The organism is Pseudomonas koreensis (assembly GCF_036668835.1).
Classification (GTDB): Bacteria; Pseudomonadota; Gammaproteobacteria; order Pseudomonadales; family Pseudomonadaceae; genus Aquipseudomonas; species Aquipseudomonas koreensis_I.
In genome coordinates this window covers 1,098,392-1,122,937 of the sequence record NZ_JAZEVW010000001.1, presented here as the reverse complement: position 1 = coordinate 1,122,937, position 24,546 = coordinate 1,098,392, and the positions used below count along the sequence as shown (strand labels likewise).

General features: G+C 59.9%; 14 protein-coding genes. 10 read left to right on the top strand and 4 right to left on the bottom strand.

From position 1 onward, the window contains the following. Positions 1-10: 10 nt before the first annotated feature. On the bottom strand, positions 11-1,501 hold the full coding sequence (locus V6F91_RS05050) for a leucyl aminopeptidase (protein WP_332762796.1): 1,491 nt from the start codon (positions 1,499-1,501) through the stop codon (positions 11-13). Positions 1,502-1,797: 296 nt separating this feature from the next. On the opposite strand from V6F91_RS05050, the gene lptF reads away from it, so the two are divergent. From lptF to pdxJ, 8 genes are all read left to right on the top strand, one after another. Beyond that, on the top strand, positions 1,798-2,919 hold the full coding sequence (gene lptF, locus V6F91_RS05045; RefSeq protein ID WP_332762795.1) for an LPS export ABC transporter permease LptF: 1,122 nt from the start codon (positions 1,798-1,800) through the stop codon (positions 2,917-2,919). Then, complete coding sequence (lptG, locus tag V6F91_RS05040) at positions 2,912-3,973, top strand: LPS export ABC transporter permease LptG (RefSeq protein WP_332762794.1); 1,062 nt, start codon at positions 2,912-2,914, stop codon at positions 3,971-3,973. The genes lptF and lptG overlap by 8 nt, the downstream gene beginning before the upstream one ends. Positions 3,974-4,146: 173 nt before the next feature. Then, entirely contained in the window at positions 4,147-5,943 is a 1,797-nt protein-coding gene (gene lepA, locus V6F91_RS05035; RefSeq protein WP_332762793.1) for a translation elongation factor 4, read from the top strand. A gap of 9 nt (positions 5,944-5,952) precedes the next feature. Beyond that, the gene (lepB, locus tag V6F91_RS05030) at positions 5,953-6,807 is read left to right on the top strand and encodes a signal peptidase I (RefSeq protein ID WP_208938628.1); all 855 of its coding nucleotides are present in this window, start codon (positions 5,953-5,955) and stop codon (positions 6,805-6,807) included. Between the two features lie 169 nt (positions 6,808-6,976). After that, the gene (rnc, locus tag V6F91_RS05025; protein ID WP_024011703.1) at positions 6,977-7,666 is read left to right on the top strand and encodes a ribonuclease III; all 690 of its coding nucleotides are present in this window, start codon (positions 6,977-6,979) and stop codon (positions 7,664-7,666) included. After that, positions 7,659-8,561: a GTPase Era gene (gene era / locus V6F91_RS05020; protein ID WP_064586098.1), complete on the top strand. Its 903-nt coding sequence runs from the start codon at positions 7,659-7,661 to the stop codon at positions 8,559-8,561. Before rnc ends, era begins: the two co-directional genes overlap by 8 nt. Positions 8,562-8,728: 167 nt before the next feature. Continuing rightward, a complete protein-coding gene (gene recO / locus V6F91_RS05015; RefSeq protein ID WP_332762790.1) occupies positions 8,729-9,418 on the top strand; it encodes a DNA repair protein RecO in 690 nt (229 codons plus the stop codon). A gap of 39 nt (positions 9,419-9,457) precedes the next feature. Then, positions 9,458-10,201: a pyridoxine 5'-phosphate synthase gene (gene pdxJ / locus V6F91_RS05010; protein WP_332762789.1), complete on the top strand. Its 744-nt coding sequence runs from the start codon at positions 9,458-9,460 to the stop codon at positions 10,199-10,201. A gap of 125 nt (positions 10,202-10,326) precedes the next feature. On the opposite strand, the gene mltF is transcribed toward pdxJ, so the two are convergent. Next, the gene (mltF, locus tag V6F91_RS05005) at positions 10,327-11,787 is read right to left on the bottom strand and encodes a membrane-bound lytic murein transglycosylase MltF (RefSeq protein ID WP_332762788.1); all 1,461 of its coding nucleotides are present in this window, start codon (positions 11,785-11,787) and stop codon (positions 10,327-10,329) included. Positions 11,788-12,072: 285 nt separating this feature from the next. Between mltF and purL the strand changes: the two genes are divergently transcribed. Continuing rightward, positions 12,073-15,969, top strand: coding sequence for a phosphoribosylformylglycinamidine synthase (gene purL, locus V6F91_RS05000; protein WP_332762786.1), 3,897 nt, complete (start codon positions 12,073-12,075; stop codon positions 15,967-15,969). Between the two features lie 19 nt (positions 15,970-15,988). Beyond that, complete coding sequence (locus V6F91_RS04995) at positions 15,989-16,300, top strand: YqfO family protein (RefSeq protein ID WP_095050948.1); 312 nt, start codon at positions 15,989-15,991, stop codon at positions 16,298-16,300. 646 nt (positions 16,301-16,946) lie between these two features. Here the strand turns inward: V6F91_RS04995 and V6F91_RS04990 are convergent. Together V6F91_RS04990 and nagE are read right to left on the bottom strand one after the other, a co-directional pair. Then, positions 16,947-22,682 carry a membrane-targeted effector domain-containing toxin gene (locus tag V6F91_RS04990; RefSeq protein ID WP_332762785.1) on the bottom strand — a complete coding sequence of 1,912 codons (5,736 nt, stop codon included), beginning with the start codon at positions 22,680-22,682 and terminating at the stop codon, positions 16,947-16,949. A gap of 146 nt (positions 22,683-22,828) precedes the next feature. Further along, positions 22,829-24,544: an N-acetylglucosamine-specific PTS transporter subunit IIBC gene (gene nagE / locus V6F91_RS04985; protein WP_332762784.1), complete on the bottom strand. Its 1,716-nt coding sequence runs from the start codon at positions 24,542-24,544 to the stop codon at positions 22,829-22,831. Positions 24,545-24,546 lie beyond the last annotated feature (2 nt).

Below are 24,546 nucleotides of genomic sequence, written 5' to 3'. Positions count from 1 at the left end.
GTCAGCGGGTTCAGGCTTTGGCGCGATCCAGCAGGTACTGGGTCAGCAGTGGAACCGGACGGCCAGTGGCGCCTTTGTCCTTGCCGCCGCTGGTCCATGCCGTGCCGGCGATGTCCAGGTGCGCCCAGTTGAGGTCCTTGGTGAAGCGCGACAGGAAGCAGGCGGCAGTGATGGTGCCGGCCTTCGGCCCGCCAATGTTGGCGATGTCGGCGAACGGGCTGTCCAGCTGCTCTTGATACTCATCGAACAGCGGCAGTTGCCAGGCGCGGTCATCGGCAGCCTTGCCGGCGCTGAGCAACTGCTCGATCAGTTCGTCGTTGTTGCCCAGCAGGCCAGACGTGTGCGCGCCCAAGGCCACAACGCAAGCGCCGGTCAGGGTGGCGATGTCGATCACGGCTTGTGGCTTGAAACGCTCGGCGTAGGTCAGCGCGTCACACAGCACCAGACGGCCTTCGGCGTCGGTGTTGAGGATTTCTACGGTCTGGCCGCTCATGGTGGTGACGATGTCGCCCGGACGCGAAGCGTTGCCGCTCGGCATGTTTTCCGCACAGGCGAGTATGCACACCAGATTGATCGGCAGTTTCAGCTCGAGCACGGCGCGCAGGGTGCCGAACACGCTGGCGGCGCCGCCCATGTCGTATTTCATTTCGTCCATGCCGGCGCCCGGTTTCAGGCTGATGCCGCCGGTGTCGAAAGTGATGCCTTTACCGACCAGCGCGTACGGCTTCTCGGATTTCTTGGCGCCGTTGTATTGCATGACGATCAGGCGCGGCGGCTGGGCGCTGCCCTGGCCGACGGCATAGAACGAACCCATGCCGAGGGCTTTGATCTTCTTCTCGTCGAGTACTTCGACTTTCAGATCCTTGAACTCTTTGCCGAGGTTCTTGGCCTGTTCACCCATGAAGGTCGGGTGGCAGATGTTCGGCGGCAGGTTGCCCAGATCGCGGGTGAAGGCCATGCCGTTGGCGATCGCGGTGGCGTGGTTCACGGCGCGTTGCACTTCGGCCTGCGCAGCCTTTATGGTCAGCAGGGTGATTTTCTTCAGAGCGCGCGGTTCGGCTTTCTGGCTTTTGAACTGGTCAAAAATGTAGCCGCCGTCGACCAGAGTTTCCGCGAGCAGACGGGTCTTGCCGTAGCTGTCACGGTTTTTAACGATAACTTCATCCAGCGCCAGCACGGCGTCGCTGCCGCCCAGGCCTTTGAGGGTGTTGAGGATGCCGGCAACGATTTTGCGGAATGGGCGGTCGCCCAGTTCTTCGTCCTTGCCCACGCCGACCAGCAACACGCGCTCGGCTTTCAGGTTCGGCAGGCTGTGCAGCAGCAGGCTCTGACCGACCTTGCCGGCCAGATCGCCACGCTTGAGGACTGCGCTGATCGCGCCGCCGCTCAGTTCGTCGACCTGGGTGGCGGCCACGCCGAGTTTGCGGCCTTCGCCGACGGCAACCACCAGGGTGGCGGTTTTCAACGTTTCTGGGCTAACGCTTTTTACAACCAGTTCCATGTCCGGATCCCTGAATGAATGGTCAACACGCAGGCGTTCGACGTTGTCCGCAGTCGCCTGCTTATAGATAGAAGAGGCGCAGGCCAAAGCCTGCGACAAGGGCCGCAGTTTGAACCTCGCTCCCCGCGCCTGACAACCCTCAGCAAAGGATTACAGCGAAGGATGAGTGTGCGCAGTGACAGGCGCACCCAATCACAGGATAATGCCGCATCTTTTTTCGACCGCTCTGCGTTGCGGGCCGGTCGATGTGCTTGCTTGTTTGGCCGCCTTAGCCTGACAACCCTGGAGTGTCTGGTTTGATCGTCTTCCGTTATCTGTCCCGCGAAGTCTTGTTGACCCTCAGCGCCGTAAGTGCCGTGCTGCTGGTCATCATCATGAGCGGTCGCTTCATCAAATATCTGGCCCAGGCCGCTGCCGGCCAGCTCGATCCGGGCTCGCTGTTCCTGATCATGGGCTTTCGCCTGCCGGGTTTCCTGCAACTGATTCTGCCGCTGGGCCTGTTCCTGGGGATCCTGCTGGCCTACGGTCGCCTGTACCTGGAAAGCGAAATGACCGTGCTCTCGGCCACCGGCATGAGCCAGCAGAAGCTGTTTCGCATGACTCTGTTTCCGGCGACCCTGGTTGCGCTGGTGGTGGCGTGGCTCAGTCTGGGGCTGGCCCCGCAAGGTGCCAACCAGTTCCAGTTGCTGCTGAACAAGCAGGATGCGCTGACCGAGTTCGACACCCTTGAACCTGGTCGTTTCCAGGCACTGCGCGACGGTACGCGGGTGACCTACACTGAAACGCTGAGCGACGATCGGGTCAATCTGGGCAGCGTGTTCATTTCGCAGAAAAACCTCGGCGCCGATCAAAAGGATCGCGGCATTTCCGTGCTGGTCGCCGAATCGGGCCGTCAGGAAATCCGCCCTGACGGTAATCGCTATCTGATCCTCGACAACGGTTATCGCTACGACGGCAGCCCGGGTCAGGCCGATTACCGCGCCATTCACTACGAAACCTACGGCGTGCTGCTGCCCAAGCCGGACGTCAGCGAGGAAGTCACCGACCGTGACGCCATGCCGACTTCGTCGCTGCTGGGCAGCGATGACATCCGTTCCAGAACTGAACTGCAATGGCGTTTGTCGCTGCCGCTGCTGGTGTTCATCGTGACTCTGATGGCGGTGCCGCTGTCGCGCGTCAACCCGCGTCAGGGGCGTTTCCTCAAGCTGCTGCCGGCGATTCTTCTTTATATGGCTTACCTGACCATCCTGATTGCCGCCCGCGGTGCGCTGGAGAAGGGCAAGATCCCGCCGGCGCTCGGTTTGTGGTGGGTGCACGCGATCTTCCTGCTGATTGGCCTCGGCCTGCTGTACTGGGAGCCGCTGCGCCTGAAAATGGCCAGCCGTCGCTCCGCTGCGCTGGAGGTGGCCCGTGGTTAAACTCGACCGCTACATCGGCAGCAGCGTGTTCATGGCGATCATCGCTGTGCTGGCGATCATTCTCGGTCTGGCGACGCTGTTCGCCTTCATCGATGAAATGGGTGACGTCAGCGATACCTACACACTGGTCGACGTGCTGAGCTTCGTGCTGCTGACCGCGCCGCGCCGTCTCTATGAAATGCTGCCGATGGCCGCGCTGATCGGTTGCCTGATCGGCCTCGGCAGTCTGGCCAGCAGCAGTGAGCTGACGGTGATGCGCGCCGCGGGCGTGTCGATTGGCCGCATCGTCTGGGCGGTGATGAAACCGATGCTGGTGCTGATGCTGGCCGGCGTGCTGATCGGCGAATACGTCGCTCCAGCCACCGAAAGCATGGCACAAGCCAACCGTTCGCTTGCACAAGGCAGCGGCGATGCACAAAGCGCCAAGCACGGCATGTGGCACCGTCAGGGTGAGGAATTCATCCATATCAACGCCGTGCAACCGAACGGCCTGCTGTATGGCGTGACCCGCTACCACTTCGACAAAGAGCGCCACCTGCTCAGCTCCAGCTTCGCCAGGAAGGCCGAATTCGATGGCAATAAGTGGCAGCTCACCGACGTTGCTACCACGCTGTTCCATGAACGCAGTACTGAAGTCGTCAATACCCCGACCGAGGAATGGGACGTGGCGTTGAGCCCGCAGTTGCTGAGCACCGTGGTCATGGCCCCGGAATCGTTGTCGATCAGCGGTCTGTGGGGTTATATCCACTATCTGGCCGAACAAGGCTTGAGCAACGGCCGTTACTGGCTGGCATTCTGGGTCAAGGTGTTGCAGCCGCTGGTCACTGCCGCGCTGGTGCTGATGGCGATCTCTTTTATTTTCGGTCCGCTGCGATCGGTGACCCTCGGTCAACGAGTTTTCACGGGCGTACTGGTGGGCTTCACCTTCCGGATCGTCCAGGATTTGTTGGGGCCGTCGAGTCTGGTGTTCGGTTTTTCGCCGCTGTTTGCAGTGCTGGTGCCGGCCGGCGTGTGCGCATTGGCGGGTGTCTGGCTGCTCAGACGAGCGGGCTGATGAACAAGCTTTCATTCAGCGCTTGAACCCTGAAAACGCCCCGCTCGCAAGAGTGGGGCGTTTTTGCATGCAAACCGGATGACAGGCGAACGTGACGCTTGCGCGGACTATCAGGTACAATTCCCGGCTATTTTTCGGCGGGCCATGCCTGCAGCCTTTTTGAGTGTTGATCCGTGAGTGATTTGAGTCATATCCGCAATTTCTCCATCATCGCCCACATTGACCATGGCAAGTCGACGCTGGCCGATCGCTTCATCCAGATGTGCGGCGGCCTGGCCGAGCGCGAAATGGAAGCCCAGGTCCTCGATTCCATGGAGCTTGAGCGTGAACGCGGGATCACCATCAAGGCCCACAGCGTCACCCTTTATTACACCGCCAAAGACGGCATCAAGTACCAGCTGAACTTCATTGACACCCCGGGTCACGTCGACTTCACCTACGAAGTCAGCCGTTCCCTGGCCGCGTGCGAAGGTGCGTTGCTGGTGGTCGATGCCGGTCAAGGCGTTGAAGCCCAGTCCGTGGCCAACTGCTACACGGCGATCGAGCAGGGCCTGGAAGTCATGCCGGTGCTGAACAAGATCGACCTGCCACAGGCCGATCCGGATCGCGTCAAGGACGAGATCGAGAAGATCATCGGCATCGACGCCACCGACGCCGTGACCTGCAGTGCCAAGACCGGCCTGGGTGTCGACGAAGTCCTCGAGCGTCTGGTCCACACCATTCCGGCGCCGACCGGCAACATCGAAGATCCGCTGCAAGCGTTGATCATCGACTCGTGGTTCGACAACTACCTGGGCGTTGTGTCCCTGGTACGTGTACGCCATGGCCGGGTGAAGAAGGGCGACAAGATCCTCGTCAAGTCCACCGGCAAGATCCACCTGGTCGACAGCGTCGGCGTGTTCAACCCGAAACATACCGCCACCACCGATCTGAAAGCCGGCGAAGTGGGCTTCATCATTGCCAGCATCAAGGACATTCACGGTGCACCGGTCGGTGACACCCTGACCCTGTCCTCGACCCCGGACGTTGAAGTGCTGCCTGGCTTCAAGCGCATCCAGCCACAGGTTTACGCCGGTCTGTTCCCGGTCAGCTCCGACGACTTCGAGGATTTCCGCGAAGCGCTGCAAAAGCTGACCCTCAACGACTCGTCGCTGCAGTACACTCCGGAAAGCTCCGACGCCCTGGGCTTCGGCTTCCGTTGCGGCTTCCTCGGCATGCTGCACATGGAAATCATCCAGGAGCGCCTCGAGCGCGAATACGACCTGGACCTGATCACCACCGCGCCGACGGTAATCTTCGAGCTGGTGCTGAAAACCGGTGAAACGATTTACGTCGACAACCCCTCCAAGCTTCCGGATGTGTCGTCGATCGAAGACATGCGCGAGCCGATCGTGCGGGCCAACATTCTGGTGCCGCAGGAACACCTGGGTAACGTCATTACCCTGTGCATCGAGAAACGTGGCGTGCAGGTCGACATGCTGTTCCTCGGCAATCAGGTGCAAGTGACCTACGACCTGCCGATGAACGAAGTGGTCCTGGACTTCTTCGACCGTCTCAAGTCCACCAGCCGTGGCTATGCTTCGCTGGACTACCATTTCGATCGTTACCAATCGGCTAATCTGGTGAAACTGGACGTGCTGATCAACGGCGACAAGGTCGATGCTCTGGCATTGATCGTGCACCGTGACAACTCGCACTACAAAGGTCGCCAGTTGACCGAGAAGATGAAAGAGCTGATCCCGCGGCAGATGTTCGACGTAGCCATTCAGGCCGCCATTGGTGGCCAGATCGTTGCGCGGACAACCGTCAAGGCACTCAGAAAGAACGTATTGGCCAAATGCTACGGTGGTGACGTCAGCCGTAAGAAGAAACTGCTGGAGAAGCAAAAGGCCGGTAAGAAACGCATGAAGCAGGTTGGCAACGTGGAAATTCCACAGGAAGCCTTCCTTGCCGTGCTCAGGTTGGAATAGTCAGGTCCTATGTCACTAAATTTCCCGCTGTTGCTGGTCATCGCCGTGTTCGTCTGCGGCCTGTTGGCGTTGCTTGATCTGTTGATTCTGGCGCCGCGTCGCCGTTCGGCTATCGCTTCCTATCAGGGCAGCGTCAGCCAGCCAGATGTCGTGGTGGTCGAAAAGCTCAACAAGGAACCGCTGCTGGTCGAATACGGCAAGTCGTTCTTCCCGGTGTTGTTCATCGTGCTGGTGCTGCGTTCGTTCCTGGTTGAGCCGTTCCAGATTCCTTCCGGCTCGATGAAACCGACCCTGGACGTCGGCGACTTCATTCTGGTGAACAAGTTTTCCTACGGGATCCGTCTGCCGGTGATCGACAAGAAGATCATCGAAGTTGGTGACCCGCAGCGCGGCGATGTGATGGTGTTCCGTTACCCGAGCGACCCGAACGTCAACTACATCAAGCGTGTAGTCGGCCTGCCGGGCGACACGGTGCGCTACACCGCTGACAAGCGTCTTTTCGTCAATGGCGAATCGATTGCCGAGCAGATGGTCGGCTCCGAGCCGGGCACGCTGGGCAGCGCTGAACTCTACAAAGAGAAACTGGGCGCCGCCGAGCACCTTATCCGCAAGGAGATGAGCCGCTATCGCGCCACGCCGGACCGCTCGTGGACCGTGCCTGCCGGGCATTACTTCATGATGGGCGACAACCGCGACAACTCCAATGACAGCCGTTACTGGGATGATCCGAACATTCCCAAGAACCTGCTGGGCATGGTTCCCGACCAGAATATCGTCGGTAAGGCCTTTGCGGTCTGGATGAGCTGGCCGGAGCCGAAACTCAGCCACCTGCCGAATTTCTCGCGGGTTGGCCTGATCAAGTAATCACACACGGCGCTGTTGACCACAGCGCCGAATGCATTTCTGGAGCCGGCACAATCGGCTTCACAATCGCCAGGATTTAATTTTTGAACACAGCGTTAATTGTCCCAGGCCTGCGCCGCACCCCGGCGATGGCAGTGGAATCCAGCCACGAACTCAGCGTGGGTAAACCGTGAGCGTTTCTCTAAGCCGTCTCGAGCGCCAGCTCGGTTACACCTTCAAGGATCAGGAGCTGATGCTGCTGGCCCTCACGCACCGCAGTTTTGCCGGGCGCAACAACGAACGCCTGGAATTCCTCGGTGATGCGATCCTCAATTTCGTCGCCGGCGAGGCCTTGTTCGATCGCTTTCCGCTGGCCCGCGAAGGCCAGTTGTCGCGTTTGCGCGCACGCCTGGTAAAAGGTGAGACGCTGGCCGTACTGGCGCGCGGTTTTGACCTTGGCGATTACCTGCGACTGGGTTCCGGTGAGTTGAAAAGCGGCGGCTTCCGTCGCGAGTCGATTCTGGCCGATGCCCTCGAAGCGTTGATCGGCGCGATCTACCTCGATGCCGGCATGGACGTCGCTCGCGAACGTGTACTGGCCTGGCTGGCCGGCGAGTTCGAAGGCCTGACGCTGGTCGACACCAACAAGGATCCGAAAACCCGTCTGCAGGAACACTTGCAGTCGCGCGGTTGCGAACTGCCGCGCTACGAAGTGGTGGATATCCAGGGCGAGCCGCACTGCCGAACCTTCTTCGTCGAGTGCGAAGTGGTCTTATTGAATGAAAAAAGCCGAGGTCAGGGTGTGAGCCGTCGTATTGCCGAACAGGTAGCGGCCGCCGCAGCACTGATTGCCCTGGGCGTGGAGAATGGCAATGACTGATACAAACGCAACTCGCTGTGGCTACGTTGCCATCGTCGGCCGTCCCAACGTCGGCAAGTCGACGCTGCTCAACCACATCCTCGGCCAGAAGCTCGCGATCACCTCGCGCAAGCCGCAGACCACGCGCCACAACATGCTCGGGATCAAGACCGAGGGCGACGTGCAGGCGATCTACGTCGATACGCCCGGCATGCACAAGGGTGGCGAAAAGGCCCTGAACCGTTACATGAACAAAACCGCTTCGGCGGCGTTGAAAGATGTCGACGTAGTGATCTTCGTGGTCGACCGCACCAAGTGGACCGAAGAAGACCAGATGGTCCTCGAACGCGTGCAATACGTCACTGGTCCGCTGATTGTCGCGCTGAACAAGACCGATCGCATCGAAGACAAGGCCGAGTTGATGCCGCACCTGAGCTGGTTGCAGGAGCAGTTGCCGAACGCGCAGATCATCCCTATTTCCGCGCAGCACGGGCATAACCTCGAAGCGCTGGAAAAAGTCATCGCCGATCACCTGCCGGAGAACGATCACTTCTTCCCGGAAGATCAGATCACCGACCGCAGCAGCCGCTTCCTCGCCGCCGAACTGGTGCGCGAGAAAATCATGCGCCAGATGGGCGCCGAGCTGCCGTACCAGATCACCGTCGAGATCGAAGAATTCAAGCAGCAGGGCAAGACCCTGCACATCCATGCCCTGATTCTCGTCGAGCGTGACGGCCAGAAGAAAATCATCATTGGCGACAAGGGCGAGCGCATCAAGCGTATCGGCACCGAAGCGCGCAAGGACATGGAGCTGCTGTTCGACTCCAAGATCATGCTCAACCTGTGGGTCAAGGTGAAGGGCGGCTGGTCCGACGACGAGCGTGCGCTGCGTTCGCTGGGTTATGGCGATCTGTAAATACGCGGTTGCCGCAACACCGAGGAAACCTGTGGGAGCGAGCTTGCTCGCGAATGGGATGTAACTTTCAGCATTGATGTTGACTGTCACACCGAATTCGCGAGCAGGCTCGCTCCCACAGTGGTTTTGGGGTGAATATAAAACCGCGTTTTATCCGTGAGAGTTCCATGTCCTCAAACCCGCCTCCCGCCCAACCCGCCTACGTCCTGCATTCGCGCGCCTACCGCGAAACCAGCGCGCTGGTCGACTTCCTCACGCCGCAAGGTCGGCTGCGGGCGGTATTGCGCAGTGCGCGCGGCAAGGCCGGCACGCTGGCGCGGCCGTTCGTGGCGCTGGACGTCGAGTTTCGCGGCAAGGGCGAGTTGAAGAATGTCGGGCGCATGGAAAGCTCCGGTACGTCGGCGTGGCTCAATGGTGAGGCGCTGTTCAGCGGCCTCTACCTCAATGAGCTGTTGATTCGTCTGCTGCCGGCTGAAGATCCGCATCCCGCCGTGTTCGATCACTACGCCGCGACCTTGCTCGCATTGGCTGAGGGGCGGCCGCTGGAGCCGTTGCTGCGTTCTTTCGAATGGCGCCTGCTCGACGACCTCGGCTATGGCTTCTCGCTCAATACAGACGTACACGGCGAACCCATCGCCGAAGACGGCCTCTATCGTCTGCAAGTGGATGCGGGGCTTGAGCGGGTGTTCCTGTTGCAACCGGGCTTGTTCAACGGCGTTGAACTGCTGGCCATGGCCGAAGCCGACTGGTCGGCCGCCGGCGCGCTGTCCGCGGCCAAGCGCCTGATGCGGCAGGCATTGGCCGTGCATCTGGGTGGGCGACCGCTGGTAAGCCGCGAGCTGTTTCGCAAGCCCTGATATGCTGTGCGCCGAATTCTTCCCTTCAGGAGCGCACTCGTGACCAGCAGCAATCGCATTCTTCTCGGCGTGAACATCGACCACGTTGCCACCCTGCGTCAGGCTCGCGGCACCCGTTACCCGGACCCGGTCAAGGCAGCGCTGGACGCGGAAGAGGCGGGCGCCGATGGCATCACCGTGCACCTGCGCGAAGACCGCCGTCACATCCAGGAGCGCGACGTCTTGCTGCTCAAGGACGTGCTGCAGACGCGCATGAACTTCGAAATGGGCGTCACCGAAGAAATGATGGCGTTCGCCGAGCGCATTCGCCCGGCGCACATCTGTCTGGTGCCGGAGACACGCCAGGAACTGACCACAGAAGGTGGCCTGGATGTAGCGGGGCAGGAAGAGCGCATCAGGGCAGCGGTTGAGCGGTTGTCGAAGATCGGCTGCGAAGTGTCGCTATTCATCGATGCCGATGAGCGACAGATTGCCGCCTCCCAACGCGTCGGCGCCCCCGCGATCGAATTGCACACCGGGCGTTACGCCGACGCCGAAACCCCGACTGACGTTGCAGAGGAGCTCAAGCGTGTTGCCGATGGCGTAGCGTTTGGTCTGGCTCAGGGTCTGGTCGTCAATGCCGGGCACGGCCTGCACTACCACAACGTTGAAGCCGTGGCGGCGATCAAGGGCATCAACGAATTGAACATCGGCCATGCGCTGGTGGCGCATGCGTTGTTTGTTGGCTTCAAGTCTGCTGTAGCCGAGATGAAAGCGCTGATTCTGGCCGCTGCCAAGCACTAAGCAACAACTCCGATCCAAATGTGGGAGCGAGCCTGCTCGCGAAGGCGGTTTATCAGTGAAAGTTATTTTTACTGACACACCGCCTTCGCGAGCAGGCTCGCTCCCACAGTGGTTTTATGGTGTTTTTAGAGCGGGGCAGGTTCCTGCGCCGGTTTCGACTTGTCGATCGCCGGCACATGCAGATTACCCTCGGCCACTTGATCGCCTTCAAGCTGCGGCTGGGTCACCCAGGTAAGGATGTCGTAATAGCGACGGATGTTCGCCACGAAATGCACCGGCTCGCCACCGCGGGCATAGCCATACCGGGTCTTGCTGTACCACTGCTTCTGCGACAGGCGCGGCAGGATCTTCTTCACGTCCAGCCACTTGTCCGGGTTCAACCCTTCCTTGGCCGTCAGTTTGCGTGCGTCATCAAGGTGACCGCTGCCGACGTTATACGCCGCCAGTGCGAACCAGGTGCGGTCCGGCTCCTTGATCGAATCGTCGAGCTGATCCTTCATGTACGCCAGGTATTTCGCTCCGCCCATGATGCTTTGCTTGGGGTCGAGGCGGTTGGACACGCCCATCGCCTGCGCAGTGTTCTGTGTCAGCATCATCAAACCGCGCACGCCGGTTTTAGAAGTGACGGTCGGCTGCCACAGCGATTCCTGATAACCGATCGCTGCCAGCAGGCGCCAGTCGACTTTCTCTTTCTTTGCGTAATTCTTGAAGTGCTGTTCATATTTCGGCAGGCGCTGCTGCAAGTGCTGGGCGAAGGTTGTGGCGCCCATGTAGCCGAGCACGTCGACGTGGCCGTAATAACGATCCTTCAGCCGTTGCAGTGTGCCGTTCTTCTGCACCTTGTCGAGGTAGGCGTTGATCTCGTTGAGCAGGCTGTTGTCTTCGCCCGGCCCCACGGCCCAGCTCTGGCTGCGTGCATCGCCAAGGTCGAAGGCCACGCGAATGTTGGTGAAGTACACCTGGTTCATCGCCACTTCGTTGGAATCAACCAAAGTCAGGTCAATCTGGCCTTCATCGACCATGCGCAACAGGTCGACCACCTCTACCGCGTCGGATTCTTCGTACTCGATAGCGGGAAATTTCTGTTTCAGCTCGGCCAGTTGTTCAGCGTGGGTGCTGCCCTTGAGCACCATGATCTTCTTGCCGACCAGATCGCCGGGATCGGTCGGCCGCGACTGGCCGTTGCGGTAGATGATCTGCGGGGTAACTTCAAGATAGGAGTGGGAAAAGCGTACCTGCTTCTTGCGTTCATCGCTGCTGACCAGGCCGGCCGCAGCGAGCACCGGGCCATTGGGCTTGCCGATCTGGTTGAACAGGTCATCAAGGTTGTCGGCAGTCTCGATCTTCAGCTCGACGCCCAAATCATCGGCGAAACGCTTCACCAGCTCGTATTCGAAGCCGGTTTCACCGCTGCGATCCTGAAAGTAGGTGGCGGGGCTGTTACGGGTGATCACCCGCAGCACACCGTCCTCCTTTACGCGCTCAAGCGTGTTGGGTTTATCAACACAGCCACCGAGCATCAGGAAGAGTCCGGTTGCGATCAGCCATTTGGCGTACCGCGGACGCAAAGCCGTTGGAAAAAACATCTGCGCAGTATACGCAAACGGCCACGGGCGCCATATCTCGACAGTGCGCAAGGAGTCTGCTAAAGGTCACAAAATCGAGCAAAACCCCCTGAAAGCGGGCGCAACAGGCTTTTTGTTACAGTAAAAATAAGCCGCTGTTACACGGGTGATTTACCTGACCCCGGAGGCAGAAACACACAACGGTATGCCAATGCAACCGTGCGTAGCGTTTCGGGTGATGTTGAGGGCGGTTTAGGCTAGAATGCACGGCCTCAAAGCACACCCCTTCCCGAGGCTGTCCCGAAGATGTTGATCCTGCGCGGCGCTCCTGCCCTTTCTGCCTTTCGCCACAGCAAACTCCTTGAGCAACTGAGCCAGAAGGTTCCAGCTGTCAGTGGCCTGTATGCTGAATTCGCTCACTTCGCCGAAGTCACCGGCGTCCTGACCGGCGACGAACAGCAGGTGCTTGCGCGCCTTCTGAAGTACGGTCCAAGCGTTCCGGTTCAAGAGCCGACCGGCCGTCTGTTTCTGGTGCTGCCGCGTTTCGGCACCATCTCGCCGTGGTCGAGCAAGGCCAGCGATATCGCCCGCAACTGCGGCCTGAGCAAGATCCAGCGTCTGGAGCGCGGTATCGCCTTCTACGTTGCCGGTCAGTTCAGCGAAGCCGAAGCCCAGCAGATTGCCGACGTGCTGCATGACCGCATGACCCAGATCGTACTGGCCAACCTCGAACAGGCTGCCGGCCTGTTCAGCCACGCCGAGCCGAAGCCGCTGACCGCGATCGACATCCTCGGTGGCGGCCGCGCTGCGCTGGAAAAGGCCAATACGGAACTGGGCCTGGCCCTGGCCGAAGACGAGATCGACTATCTGGTCAACGCCTTCAACGGTTTGAAGCGCAACCCGCACGACATCGAACTGATGATGTTCGCTCAGGCCAACTCCGAGCACTGCCGCCACAAGATCTTCAACGCCAGTTGGGACATCGACGGCCAGAGCCAGGAAAAAAGCCTGTTCGGCATGATCAAGAACACCTATCAGATGCACAGCGAAGGCGTGCTGTCCGCTTATAAAGACAACGCCTCGGTGATCGTCGGCAACGTCGCCGGCCGCTTCTTCCCGAACCCTGAAACCCGCCAGTACGGCGCGGTGCAGGAGCCGGTGCACATTCTGATGAAGGTTGAAACCCACAACCACCCGACTGCGATCGCTCCGTTCCCGGGTGCATCGACCGGCTCCGGCGGCGAGATCCGTGACGAAGGCGCTACCGGGCGCGGTGCCAAGCCCAAGGCCGGCCTGACCGGTTTCACCGTATCGAACCTGCAGATCCCGGGCTTCGAACAGCCATGGGAAGTGCCGTACGGCAAGCCTGAGCGCATCGTTACCGCGCTGGACATCATGATCGAAGGCCCGCTCGGCGGCGCCGCGTTCAACAATGAATTCGGTCGTCCGGCCCTGACTGGCTACTTCCGTACCTTCGAACAATCAATCACCACCCCGCACGGTGACGAAGTGCGCGGTTACCACAAGCCGATCATGTTGGCTGGCGGCATGGGCAACATCCGTGAAGAACACGTCAAGAAAGGCGAGATCGTGGTCGGCTCCAAGCTGATCGTGCTCGGCGGCCCGGCGATGTTGATCGGTCTGGGCGGCGGCGCGGCATCCTCGATGGCCACCGGCACCAGCTCGGCTGATCTCGACTTCGCTTCCGTACAGCGTGAAAACCCTGAGATGGAGCGTCGCTGCCAGGAAGTCATCGATCGTTGCTGGCAACTCGGTGACAAGAACCCGATCAGCTTCATCCACGACGTCGGTGCGGGCGGTCTGTCCAACGCCTTCCCGGAACTGGTCAACGACGGCGACCGCGGTGGCCGTTTCGAACTGCGCAACATTCCCAACGACGAGCCGGGTATGGCCCCGCACGAAATCTGGTCGAACGAATCTCAGGAACGTTACGTTCTCGCGGTCGGTCCGGCTGACTTCGAGCGCTTCAAGGCGATCTGCGAACGCGAACGTTGCCCGTTTGCTGTAGTCGGTGAAGCCACTGCCGAGCCGCAACTGACCGTGACCGACAGCCACTTCGGCAACAACCCGGTGGACATGCCCCTCGAAGTGTTGCTGGGCAAGGCGCCGCGCATGCACCGTTCGGTGGTTCGCGAAGCTGAAATGGGCGACGACTTCGATCCGTCGAACCTTGATATCACCGAGTCCATCGAACGCGTTCTGCATCACCCGGCCGTGGCGAGCAAAAGCTTCCTGATCACCATCGGCGACCGCACCATCACCGGCCTCGTCGCCCGTGATCAGATGGTCGGCCCATGGCAGGTGCCGGTGGCCGACGTTGCCGTCACCGCGACCAGTTTTGACGTCTACACCGGTGAAGCCATGGCGATGGGCGAGCGTACTCCGCTGGCTCTGCTGGACGCGCCGGCATCGGGCCGCATGGCCATCGGCGAAACCATCACCAACATTGCCGCCTCGCGCATCAACAAGCTTTCCGACATCAAACTGTCGGCGAACTGGATGTCCGCCGCCGGCCACCCGGGCGAAGACGCGCGTCTTTACGACACCGTGAAAGCAGTCGGCATGGAACTGTGCCCTGAGCTGGGCATCACCATTCCGGTGGGCAAGGACTCGATGTCCATGGCTACACGCTGGAATGACAACGGCGAAGAAAAAACCGTGACCTCGCCGATGTCGCTGATCGTGACCGGTTTCGCGCCAGTGGCTGACATCCGTCAGACCCTGACCCCGGAATTGCGCATGGACAAGGGCACCACCGACCTGATCCTGATCGACCTCGGTCGCGGGCAGAACCGTATGGGGGCGTCGATCCTTGCGCAAGTCCACGGCAAACTCGGCAAGCACGCGCCGGACGTCGATGACGCCGAAGACCTGAAAGCCTTCTTCGCGGTGATCCAGGGCTTGAACGCCGACGGTCACCTGCTGGCGTACCACGACCGTTCCGACGGCGGTCTGCTGACCTCCGTGGTGGAAATGGCCTTCGCTGGCCACTGCGGTCTGAGCCTGAACCTGGACAGCGTTGCCGAATCCGCCGCGGAAATCGCCGGCATTCTGTTCAACGAAGAACTGGGTGCGGTGATCCAGGTTCGTCAGGACGCCACCCCGGACATCCTCGCGCAATTCAGCGCTGCGGGCCTGGGCGACTGCGTGTCGGTGATCGGTCAGCCGATCAACAACGGTCAGATCAACATCACCTTCAACGGTGACACCGTATTCGAAGGCCAGCGCCGTCTGCTGCAGCGTCAGTGGGCAGAGACCAGCTATCAGATCCAGCGTCTGCGCGATAACGCCGAGTGCGCCGAGCAGGAGTTCGACGTGCTGCTGGAAGAAGACAATCCGGGCCTGAGCGTCAAGCTCAGCTACGACGTCAATCAGGACATCGCCGCGCCGTACATCAAAAAAGGCATTCGCCCTCAGGTGGCGGTGCTGCGTGAGCAGGGCGTCAACGGTCAGGTGGAAATGGCCGCCGCGTTCGACCGCGCCGGTTTCAGCGCGATCGACGTGCACATGAGCGACATTCTCGCCGGCCGTGTCGACCTCAACGAGTTCAAAGGCCTGGTGGCCTGCGGTGGTTTCTCCTACGGCGACGTGCTCGGCGCTGGTGAGGGCTGGGCCAAGTCAGCGCTGTTCAACAGCCGCGCCCGCGATGCGTTTCAGGGCTTCTTCGAGCGTAACGATAGCTTTACCCTCGGCGTGTGCAACGGTTGCCAGATGATGTCCAACCTGCACGAGCTTATTCCGGGCAGCGAGTTCTGGCCGCACTTCGTGCGCAACCGCTCCGAGCAGTTCGAAGCGCGCGTGGCGATGGTGCAGATCCAGGAGTCGAATTCGATCTTCCTGCAGGGCATGGCCGGTTCGCGCATGCCGATCGCCATCGCCCACGGTGAAGGTCATGCCGAGTTTGCCAGCGAAGAAGCACTGCTCGAGGCCGATCTGTCCGGTTGCGTGGCGATGCGTTTCGTCGACAACCATGGCAAGGTCACCGAGCGTTATCCGGCCAACCCGAACGGCTCGCCGCGCGGGATTACCGGCCTCACCAGCCGTGACGGCCGCGTGACGATCATGATGCCGCACCCGGAGCGGGTATTCCGCGCGGTGCAGAACTCGTGGCGCTCGGAAGACTGGAACGAGGACGCGCCGTGGATGCGCATGTTCCGTAATGCGCGGGTCTGGGTAAACTAAAAGCGGTGGACTGAGGCCTGTGTACAAGCTCGCGTTTTTCGTTCCCGACAGTCATGTCGAGGTGGTCAAGGGCGCTGTGTTCGCTGCCGGTGGTGGGCGGATCGGTGACTATGACCACTGTGCGTGGCAGGTGCTCGGCTCTGGTCAGTTTCGGCCGTTGGATGGCAGTCAGCCGTTCATTGGCGAGGCGGGGCAGGTTGAGCGGGTCGAGGAGTGGAAGGTTGAGCTTGTTGTCGCGGATGAGTTGATTGTTGCTGTTGTGGCAGCGTTGAAATTGAGTCATCCGTATGAGACGCCGGCTTATGAGGTGTGGCGGCTGGAAGATTTCTGATCGTTTTGGCTGCTGAAACAGGAAACCCGCAGATGAGTGATCGTCTGCGGGTTTTTTGTTGCTCTCGATTTTATGAGCGAGAGCCTTACAGCCGACTGGTATCTGCTTGATGTACTCGGTTGAAACTGTGGGAGCGGTCCGGGCGCAGCGGCTACGGTTTGCTTCGCTGCACCTACTTGCGCTGTGTCTGGCTGCGCCAGACGGTCGCTGCGCTCCCACACCCGGATCAATCCCTCTACTCAGCCTTCCGATGTCGCCGGTGACGCAAGATCAACGGCACTCGAGCTAACGCTCATTGTTGAGTGGTTAGAAGCGGTTGTTCGGCTTGGGATTTGTGGTGTCGCGGCCCCTCACCCCAGCCCTCTCCCCCTGGAGAGGGAGCCGATTTGTGGAGGCTTCAGAATTTGAGTACGACACGGTAATTGACGTCGGCGTAGCTCTCGCATTCACCACGGCCAGTCCCCTCTCCCTTTGGCAGAGGGCTAGGGTGAGGGTGGCGATCTAAAGTCTGTTAAAGCAGATTATGAATCGGCAGTACCTTCGCGCGTGCCGCCCAAGCGCTGCGGACATTCACAGCTTTTGGGCATGAAAAAACCACTGGGCTTGCAAAACCCAGTGGTTTTTCGTAACCCGCAAGCGGCCTGGGTTATTTCACCTGCGTCAACTTCACATCTGTTTCAAGCATGTCGATCAGCGTCCGCAGATATTTGAAGCCCTGATCTTTCTTCTCCCAACGATCTATGAACAACAGGCCTTTGTCGTTGACCTGGATCGGCGTGACAACGATGTCGCCTGTTTTGGATTTATGCACCAGGCGGGTACCGTTCGAGCCTTCGTTTTCGATGAGGAACATACCGGAATGCGTCAATTTGCTGCGGCTGACAGAGGGCGTCGGGGCAGGCTTTTTCTTTCCGGCAACGGCCACTTCCATGACGAAGTCGTTGCGTAGGCCGATGATATTGGTTCCACTTTTTGCAGTCATATCGGTCACGACTTCGGCTGTTCCGCGATGGATAGCTCTAGCCAGCTCGGGTGCGGTGTCGCGCACGTGAAGACTGACGGCTGACAAGGTGTCCGCCAGACCCGGCACACCAAGATTGTAATTGGTGTGTGAATTGCCAATGAGCGCCACCCATTTATGCGGCCCGTTCGCCAGCTGGTCAGCCTCGATCACTTGGGTTGCGAAAAAGCTGAACATCTCGTTTCGCGAAATATCCTGCTGAGAAATACCCTTGAGGTGGTAGGAGGCCGTGCAATCGAGCGCTTTGATCCGGACATTGTATTTGGCCGCTGCCTGATAGACCTCGGTAAACGTATCGGTACCATCATAGGTGGGCATGTGCCCCTGGTCCTGACGATGCAGATAAGTTTTGAGGCTGTCCGGCATGCGTTGGGTCTGAAGAAAAATATTCAGATCGGCCTGGTGCAAATCGGTCAATACATGCTCCATGTACAGCGTGTCGTAACCGGCTTGCTTGAGCGCCTTCATGTGCTCTTTCAACAGCGCTTTGCTCGATACATCCCCGTGGGCTTCGCCGATCACCAGGTTCAGGCGTCGGTCCGACAATTGCTGTAAGAAAGCTTCGAACGTAGTGTCGGACGTAAGCAGTGGCAGGATCGGCGCTTCGGGAGGGCTGTAATCAGTAAACGTGTCTCGGGCCTTTTTCTCCAGGCGCTTGCGACTGGCAATGAAGGCGTCGTAGGCCACTTGTTCACTCGGTACCACCGGGCGGTAGGTTGAATCCATGGAGTAGGGTTTATGCAGCATTTGGGCGATGTCGTCACGCAGTGGCGGAGCAATGTCGAATTCGCTGAAATGATCAACGACGGCAGCCCTTGCGGCTGGCTTCGAGACAGGTTGAGGCGCTTTGTACGCGGTGGGTATTTGTACGAGGTAGTCGCCCCTCGCTGCCGCATCCCCGGCGATTGCGCCTGGCGCATCCACGCCGACGCGCGCGGGCCGGGACAGCTCGATGTCTTCAATCCGCACGGCGATGGCGTCATGCAAATCGGCCAGGCCGGGCGTTTTATCGAAGGTGCTCATGCGTGTCTGTTCTGTGAGCACTATCCAGCGTTCATCGGTTGCATCGGCGATATCGGCCGACAAAGTCTTGTGCGAGTAAAAATTCCTGATGCTGTTGCTTCGAGCGGTCAATGGCGAGACGTCGGCCAGCACCATGGCGTGCTCCAGTTGATAGCTGGTCGAGGCGTCCAGTGCGTGGATTTTCAAGCCCTTCTCTTGAGCTTTACGCACCAGCGCCAGATACGAGTACGACGCGTCCTTCTCGTGGCCCAGCGCACGGTCAACCGCTTTGAGATGGGTTTTGATGTGTTTCCATGTCCCACCCTTGTTCATCTTTTCCAGCTTGGGGTAAAACACATCCGCCGCCAGATACTCGACATAAAGGCGCTTGAAACCGCTTGCAACGAGTTCGTCGACATGATCGATCAACATTTGTTTGCTGGCGATAGAACCGGGCTGCGCGCCGATCACCAGGTTTTTTCCTTTGAATGCATCGCTGGCGATCAACTGTGCAATCGAAGTATCGGCGTCCACTGCCGGGACTTCGGCGCGAGCGGGCAGGGGGGCGAGTTCGGCGAAGTGACGAGTGGCATCGGTGCTGAGTTTTTCGACCTGTTTGAGGTAGGCGATGCGTGTCGAGGCGAGTTCATCGGCTGCACTGACCATTGTCGCGAGGGGGCTGGTGCCCATGTAATCCTGACCGCGCTGGATAATGTTCTCCCGGGTTTGCGGATTCATCACCGTTTCGACGCGCTGGCGGTACTTGTCCGCCACGCCATAATCCCTGTACGGGCCTGGAGTCTCTGGCACGGCATCGTACTTTGGCGCGCCACCGGCCATTCCGCTGCGCACCATCATGCCGTTTGCATCGGGCACCACCAGAATGCCGGTCGAAACGAGGTCAGGGGAGTTCGGCTGTGGTTTGTAGAGCAAATGACGTCCGAGTGCGTCGGGATTTTTCCCGGTGTAGTACAACTGGCTTCTGAAGACCACTACACGCATGTCGTCCCACTCGGGTTGGGGCGCGACCTGATTGATCAACTTCGTGACATTCTGTTGTTCATTGCCGGCACTGGCGATTGCCTGGCGCAACGGGCGGCGCACAGGTTTGAGTGAGCCCAAGGCGGGACGCAGATCGGTCAGCACCGCGCCCGCACTGTTGAACAAATAACCGAGCAAGTGCTGGAAGGCTTCGCCGTGGTCGCCCTGGCGATAAGCGTGGAGGGCGAGCATGGCGTCCTTGAACGCCAGCAGCAGACCGGTGCTCAGGCTTAGCAGCGGGAATGGCGCGGTGGCGATGGCGGTGATCCATTCGACACTGGTCCAGATCAGCCCGGCGATCATTTCGGTACGGCTGGTCGTTGTGGCGTGGACGTTGTCGATCCGGCGTTGCAGCTTCATGTTGTACAGCGCCGTGCGCAAATCGCTGACCGCGGCGGTGGCCGGTGTCGAGTCATAGCGGGCAGGGCTGGGCGTGGTTTTGTTGAGGTCTTTGGGCAGCTTTTTTTTCGCGTTTTCGAGGAATGTTCGCACGCGTGTTTGTGCACTCACGCCAACCCGGGATGTGAGGTATTCGATCATCCCGGCCTGCTGCTGGAGCAGGTAGTTGAACAGCCGCGCTTCACGAAAACTGACGCCGTCGGGCGCATCCGGGGTGTAGAGCAGCACCGGGTTATCGGCATGACTGAACAGCCACGTATCGATCACCCATTCGCCGTCGATCATCAGGCGATGGATGGGAAACTTCGTGCGAGTGGGGCCGGAGCTTTCGTCCATGCTGCTGATGCTTTGCTCCAGCCACAGCAGATCGTGGCTGACGATATGGCCTTGCAGCTGGCATTCCAGCGCGGCGCTTTTCATCTGACGTTGAGTGATTGCCAAGGTCGCGTTGCGTCTGAAATCGTAGCCCTCGCTTGTCGCGCTTTGCAGTTCATCCTTGACCTTGTTGGTGTAGCGCTGGCCGATCCATACACCCGTCACCGAACGCGCGACGTTTTGCGCAGTGAGATTGCCCAGATCGATACCCGACGGGCCTTTGAAACGTGCTGAACTGGAAAATTTTGCATCAAGGAAACCGACACCGTCTGCGTAGCCGTCGCGATACAGCTGCGTGTACGTCAACGGTTTTGGCGTCCATGAGCGCACCAGGGCGGTCGGCGAGTAGGCCCAGACAGTGTCTGGGTCGACGTCGTTGGCCGGACGCTTGAGCAGGCGGTTCAGACTGATTCTGGCTTGCTGGTGCACGTAATCATTGAAGTCCGGAAAGCGCGCGCCCGACAAGGAATGTTTGTTGAACGCGCGCAAGGCTCCTTCAGCGTCCTCGCTCAGGGTCGTCAGCTTTCTGCGGACGGTGGCGGTCGTCGAGCGATACCACAGTGGCGTGCTGAAGTCATAGTCATCGATGCGCGTTGCCAACAGATGTTCGGCCATGGCGCGGAGACTGTCGAGATGATTGCCAATGTTATCGAACCTGACCTTCTGATGTTCCAAAGCCTCAGGTTTTAAGCTCAGTCCGGCCAGCACTTTGCGTAGCGTCGTGCGAAAGCGCATCGGTGCGCGACTGATCAGGTAACCGGCCATGCTGTCGGCGAGATCGCTGTGCCTGGCCCAGCCCAGCAGATGGGTCTGGCATTCACGCTCACTGTCGAAGGCCTGGAACTGTTGCTCGCGAGGGGCTTCTGGTGTGCACAGCAAGACACGCTTGATGGCGCCGCTGGCGTCGCTCTGGCGCAGTACCCACAGATCCTGCAGTTGTGCTCCGTGCAGCGACAGGGTGGCGGCTCGCAAGTGCGGATCGCTGCCGCTGCGCAAGCGCTGAATCAGCGGCAAATCACTGTCGAGCAAGTGCCCCTGCATGACTGCCTTATGAGCGAGGGCGACGATACGGTGCTCAAGCATCCGCTCAATGGCGGGTTTGATGGCGGCTCCTGCCTGCATCTGTTTCTGCAGTCGATTGAAGTCAACCCGAGGTTCCAGGCTCATCGCCTGCTTGACCAGCCATGCCGGCGTCAGGTCGGCGTAGGTTTGCGACAGGGGGGAGCCGTCATAAGTAAGGGTGGTGTAGCTCAGGAATTCCGAACCCGGCAATTCATCGCCAGTGTGTGGGCCGCGCAAGGACCAATCGAGGAGATTGATCCGATGCACATATACGCCATAGCCAGGCACCCGTCGGTCCGTCGAGATTTGCAGCTTTTCCGGCTCCAGATCGTCGATTTCCAGGTCATCGTCAAGGTGTTCCAGCCATTGCTGACGAGCCAGCGCGGGGAGACTGACCGTTGGCCCCATCAGATCCAGCAGGTGTTGCCGGGACTGTTGGTAGTTGCGCAAGTGCTCGGCCAGTTCATTTTGCCGTGCGGTGCTGGCGCTGCGATACCAACCCGGAGCGCTGTAGCGCAGGTGGCGTTCAAACAGGGTTTGTGCGCGTAACTCAAGGCGTGGAGTGAGATCCGGCAGGGCGGCGGCGATCGCTTTTTCAAGCGCTGCGAGCAATAGAGTGACGTTTTCTTGCGGATTATCGGCGAAGCTCAGGGCGCGTTCGATATCCTGCGTGCGTTTTTCGATCAGCGCGTCGTAGGTGTGTTCGAAGAGAGGTTTGCTGTCGATGGGCGCGAGCGACAGCGGCCAGATTCCTGCGGCACCGACGTCGTGGTAGCGCGTCGGCAGCAATAGCAGGAACTCATTGCGGCTGCTGCGCTGCTTCAGCGACGCACGCAGGTGAGCGTCGAGATCGGCCAGGGAGTTGAAGAACTCTATGCCTCGTGCGGGGGTGAACAGCATGGCGTAGCCGGCGCTCTGGTCTGTCAGCAAGTCTGTGACCCGCGGGCTGTTCTTCTCCGTGACGACAAACGCGCCGGCCAGCTCGACGGTGGTGTTCTGATAACTGAACTGCAGGGCATAAGTGGCGGGGCGCAGCATCGGCCCCAAGCCGAGTTTTTCCAGCAGCTCGCCGGCTTGTGGATGTATCAGGCGGTCCGTGACGGCCTGTCGTGCCTCGTGTTCGATAGCGGTGAAGCCGGCGTCGTATTTGAGGAAGCTTTTTGCCGGTCTGCCGTCGATTCTGTCGCTCTGATCCATGTTGATCAGTTGAGTGTTGAGTCTGACCTTCAGCGTCGTGATGAGCTGTTTGCCCGCGGTGCTTTGCAGGTCGCTGGGTTCCAGCGTCTGATAGAGCGCACGGCTGCGTTGCAGGTAGCCAGTGCGGTAGGTTTTCAGCTGCTCGTTGAGGTTTTTCAGGTAGGTCTGTTCGGTGCTCGGTGGGTGTTCGGGCAGTAAGGGGTCGGGTGTCTGGAACAGGTAGTTGCCGATCTGGTTGAGATCACTTTTGATTTCTTCGGCGGTGGGGGCTGTGGGCGTGCTCATGGGCACTTTCTCCAGGCTGGGGATGAGAGCCCAGCATGGCGATGAGGGTGTTTTGCGGGGTGGTATATATGTCGCGCTTTTTGGCGAAGACCTCGTTGCGAGGGGAGCGAGCCCCTTGGCGAAGAGGCCCGCCGTGACACTGAAAATCAAGCTTGCGTGCTGATCTCCCGACGGCTCGCCAAGCGCTCGATTGCTTCACTCAGACTCGCTGCCTTGTCTGCGACCAGCAAATGCCAGACCCCGCCCTGCAGTTGGCTGACGCCCAGACAACCCAGCGCTTTGAGCTGCGTCTCGGACAACGCCTCGCCATCGGCCAGTTGCAGACGAATCCGGGTCATGGCGATGCAACTGACGTGTTGCACATTGTCGCTGCCACCCAACGCTTTCAGCCATTGCTGCGCCTCAGCACCGGCGACTGCCAATGGTTTCGGCTCATCGATAACCGCCGTCGGCGAGGTGATCGAAGCGCGACCCAACGTCGGCAGGGCCAGGCGAATTTCATCGGCAATGCTGTCGGCCAGCGGCCCGACCACCACCTGCAAACTGCCGCCCTTGCCGGGGCGAACCACCGCCATCGCGCCGAGTGCTTTCAGCTCGGTGTCCAGCGCCTTGTTGCGATCGACCATCTCCAGCCGCAACCGTGTCGTGCAAGCGCCCACCGTCAGCAGATTTTCGGCGCCCCCCAAGGCCTTGATATAAGCACTGGCGCGCTCGTTCTCGGTGAGTACGGTTTTCTCTTCGACCGCTACATCCTCGCGCCCCGGTGTTTTCAGATTGAAACGCCGGATGCAGAAATCGAAAACGCAGTAATAGATGACCGCATAAGCCAATCCGACCGGAATCACCAGCCAGCCATTGGTCGAGCGACCCCAGCCGAGAATCATGTCGATGAAGCCGCCGGAGAAGGTGAAGCCGAGGTGGATGTTCAGGCCATTGGTGATCGCCATCGACAAACCGGTGAGCAACGCGTGAAGCAGATACAACAGCGGCGCGAGGAACATGAAGGCGAATTCGATCGGCTCGGTTACCCCGGTCAAAAACGAGGTGAGGGCCATCGACAGGAAAATCCCGCCCATGACCTTGCGCCGCTCCGGCAGGGCGTTGCGGTACATCGCCAGGCACGCCGCCGGCAGGCCGAAGATCATCATCGGGAACATCCCGGTCATGAACTGGCCGCCCTTCGGGTCGCCGGCGAAGTAGCGCGACAGATCGCCCGTCACCAGTGCGCCCGTGGTCGGGTCAGTGAAATTGCCGAACACGAACCACGCCATGTTGTTGAGGATGTGGTGCAGACCGGTGACGATCAGCAGGCGGTTGAACACGCCGAACACGAACGCGCCGATACTGCCGCTTTCCATCATCAGCGCGCCGAACGCGTTGATGCCGTGCTGGATCGGCGGCCAGATGTAGCCGAACAACACGCCCAGACCGACCGCTGCGAAACCGGTGACGATTGGCACGAACCGCCGCCCGCCGAAGAACGCCAGATACTCCGGCAGCTTGATGTCCTTGAAACGGTTGTACAGCGCGCCGGCCATCAGGCCGCTGACGATCCCGGCGAGCATGCCCATGTTGATGGTCGAGTCGAGCACCTTCAGGGTCGAGATCATCACCAGATAACCGATCACTCCGGCCAGGCCCGCCGTACCGTTGTTATCCCTGGCGAAACCGACGGCGATGCCGATGGCGAAGATCATTGCCAGGTTGGCGAAGATCACCTGCCCGGCGTCATGAATGATGGCGATGTTCAACAGGTCGGTATCGCCCAGGCGCAGCAACAAGCCGGCAATCGGCAGGATCGCGATCGGCAGCATCAGCGCGCGGCCGAGGCGTTGCAGGCCTTCGATGAAGAGTTGGTACATGG

What these genes read in the sequence shown, in the direction of transcription:
- lepB (WP_208938628.1), top strand. Translation starts at nt 5,953, where the DNA reads ATGTCACTAAATTTCCCGCTGTTGCTGGTCATCGCCGTGTTCGTCTGC.
- recO (WP_332762790.1), top strand. Translation starts at nt 8,729, where the DNA reads ATGTCCTCAAACCCGCCTCCCGCCCAACCCGCCTACGTCCTGCATTCG.
- V6F91_RS05050 (WP_332762796.1), bottom strand. Translation starts at nt 1,501, where the DNA reads ATGGAACTGGTTGTAAAAAGCGTTAGCCCAGAAACGTTGAAAACCGCC.
- V6F91_RS04990 (WP_332762785.1), bottom strand. Translation starts at nt 22,682, where the DNA reads ATGAGCACGCCCACAGCCCCCACCGCCGAAGAAATCAAAAGTGATCTC.
- purL (WP_332762786.1), top strand. Translation starts at nt 12,073, where the DNA reads ATGTTGATCCTGCGCGGCGCTCCTGCCCTTTCTGCCTTTCGCCACAGC.
- nagE (WP_332762784.1), bottom strand. Translation starts at nt 24,544, where the DNA reads ATGTACCAACTCTTCATCGAAGGCCTGCAACGCCTCGGCCGCGCGCTG.
- era (WP_064586098.1), top strand. Translation starts at nt 7,659, where the DNA reads ATGACTGATACAAACGCAACTCGCTGTGGCTACGTTGCCATCGTCGGC.
- mltF (WP_332762788.1), bottom strand. Translation starts at nt 11,787, where the DNA reads ATGTTTTTTCCAACGGCTTTGCGTCCGCGGTACGCCAAATGGCTGATC.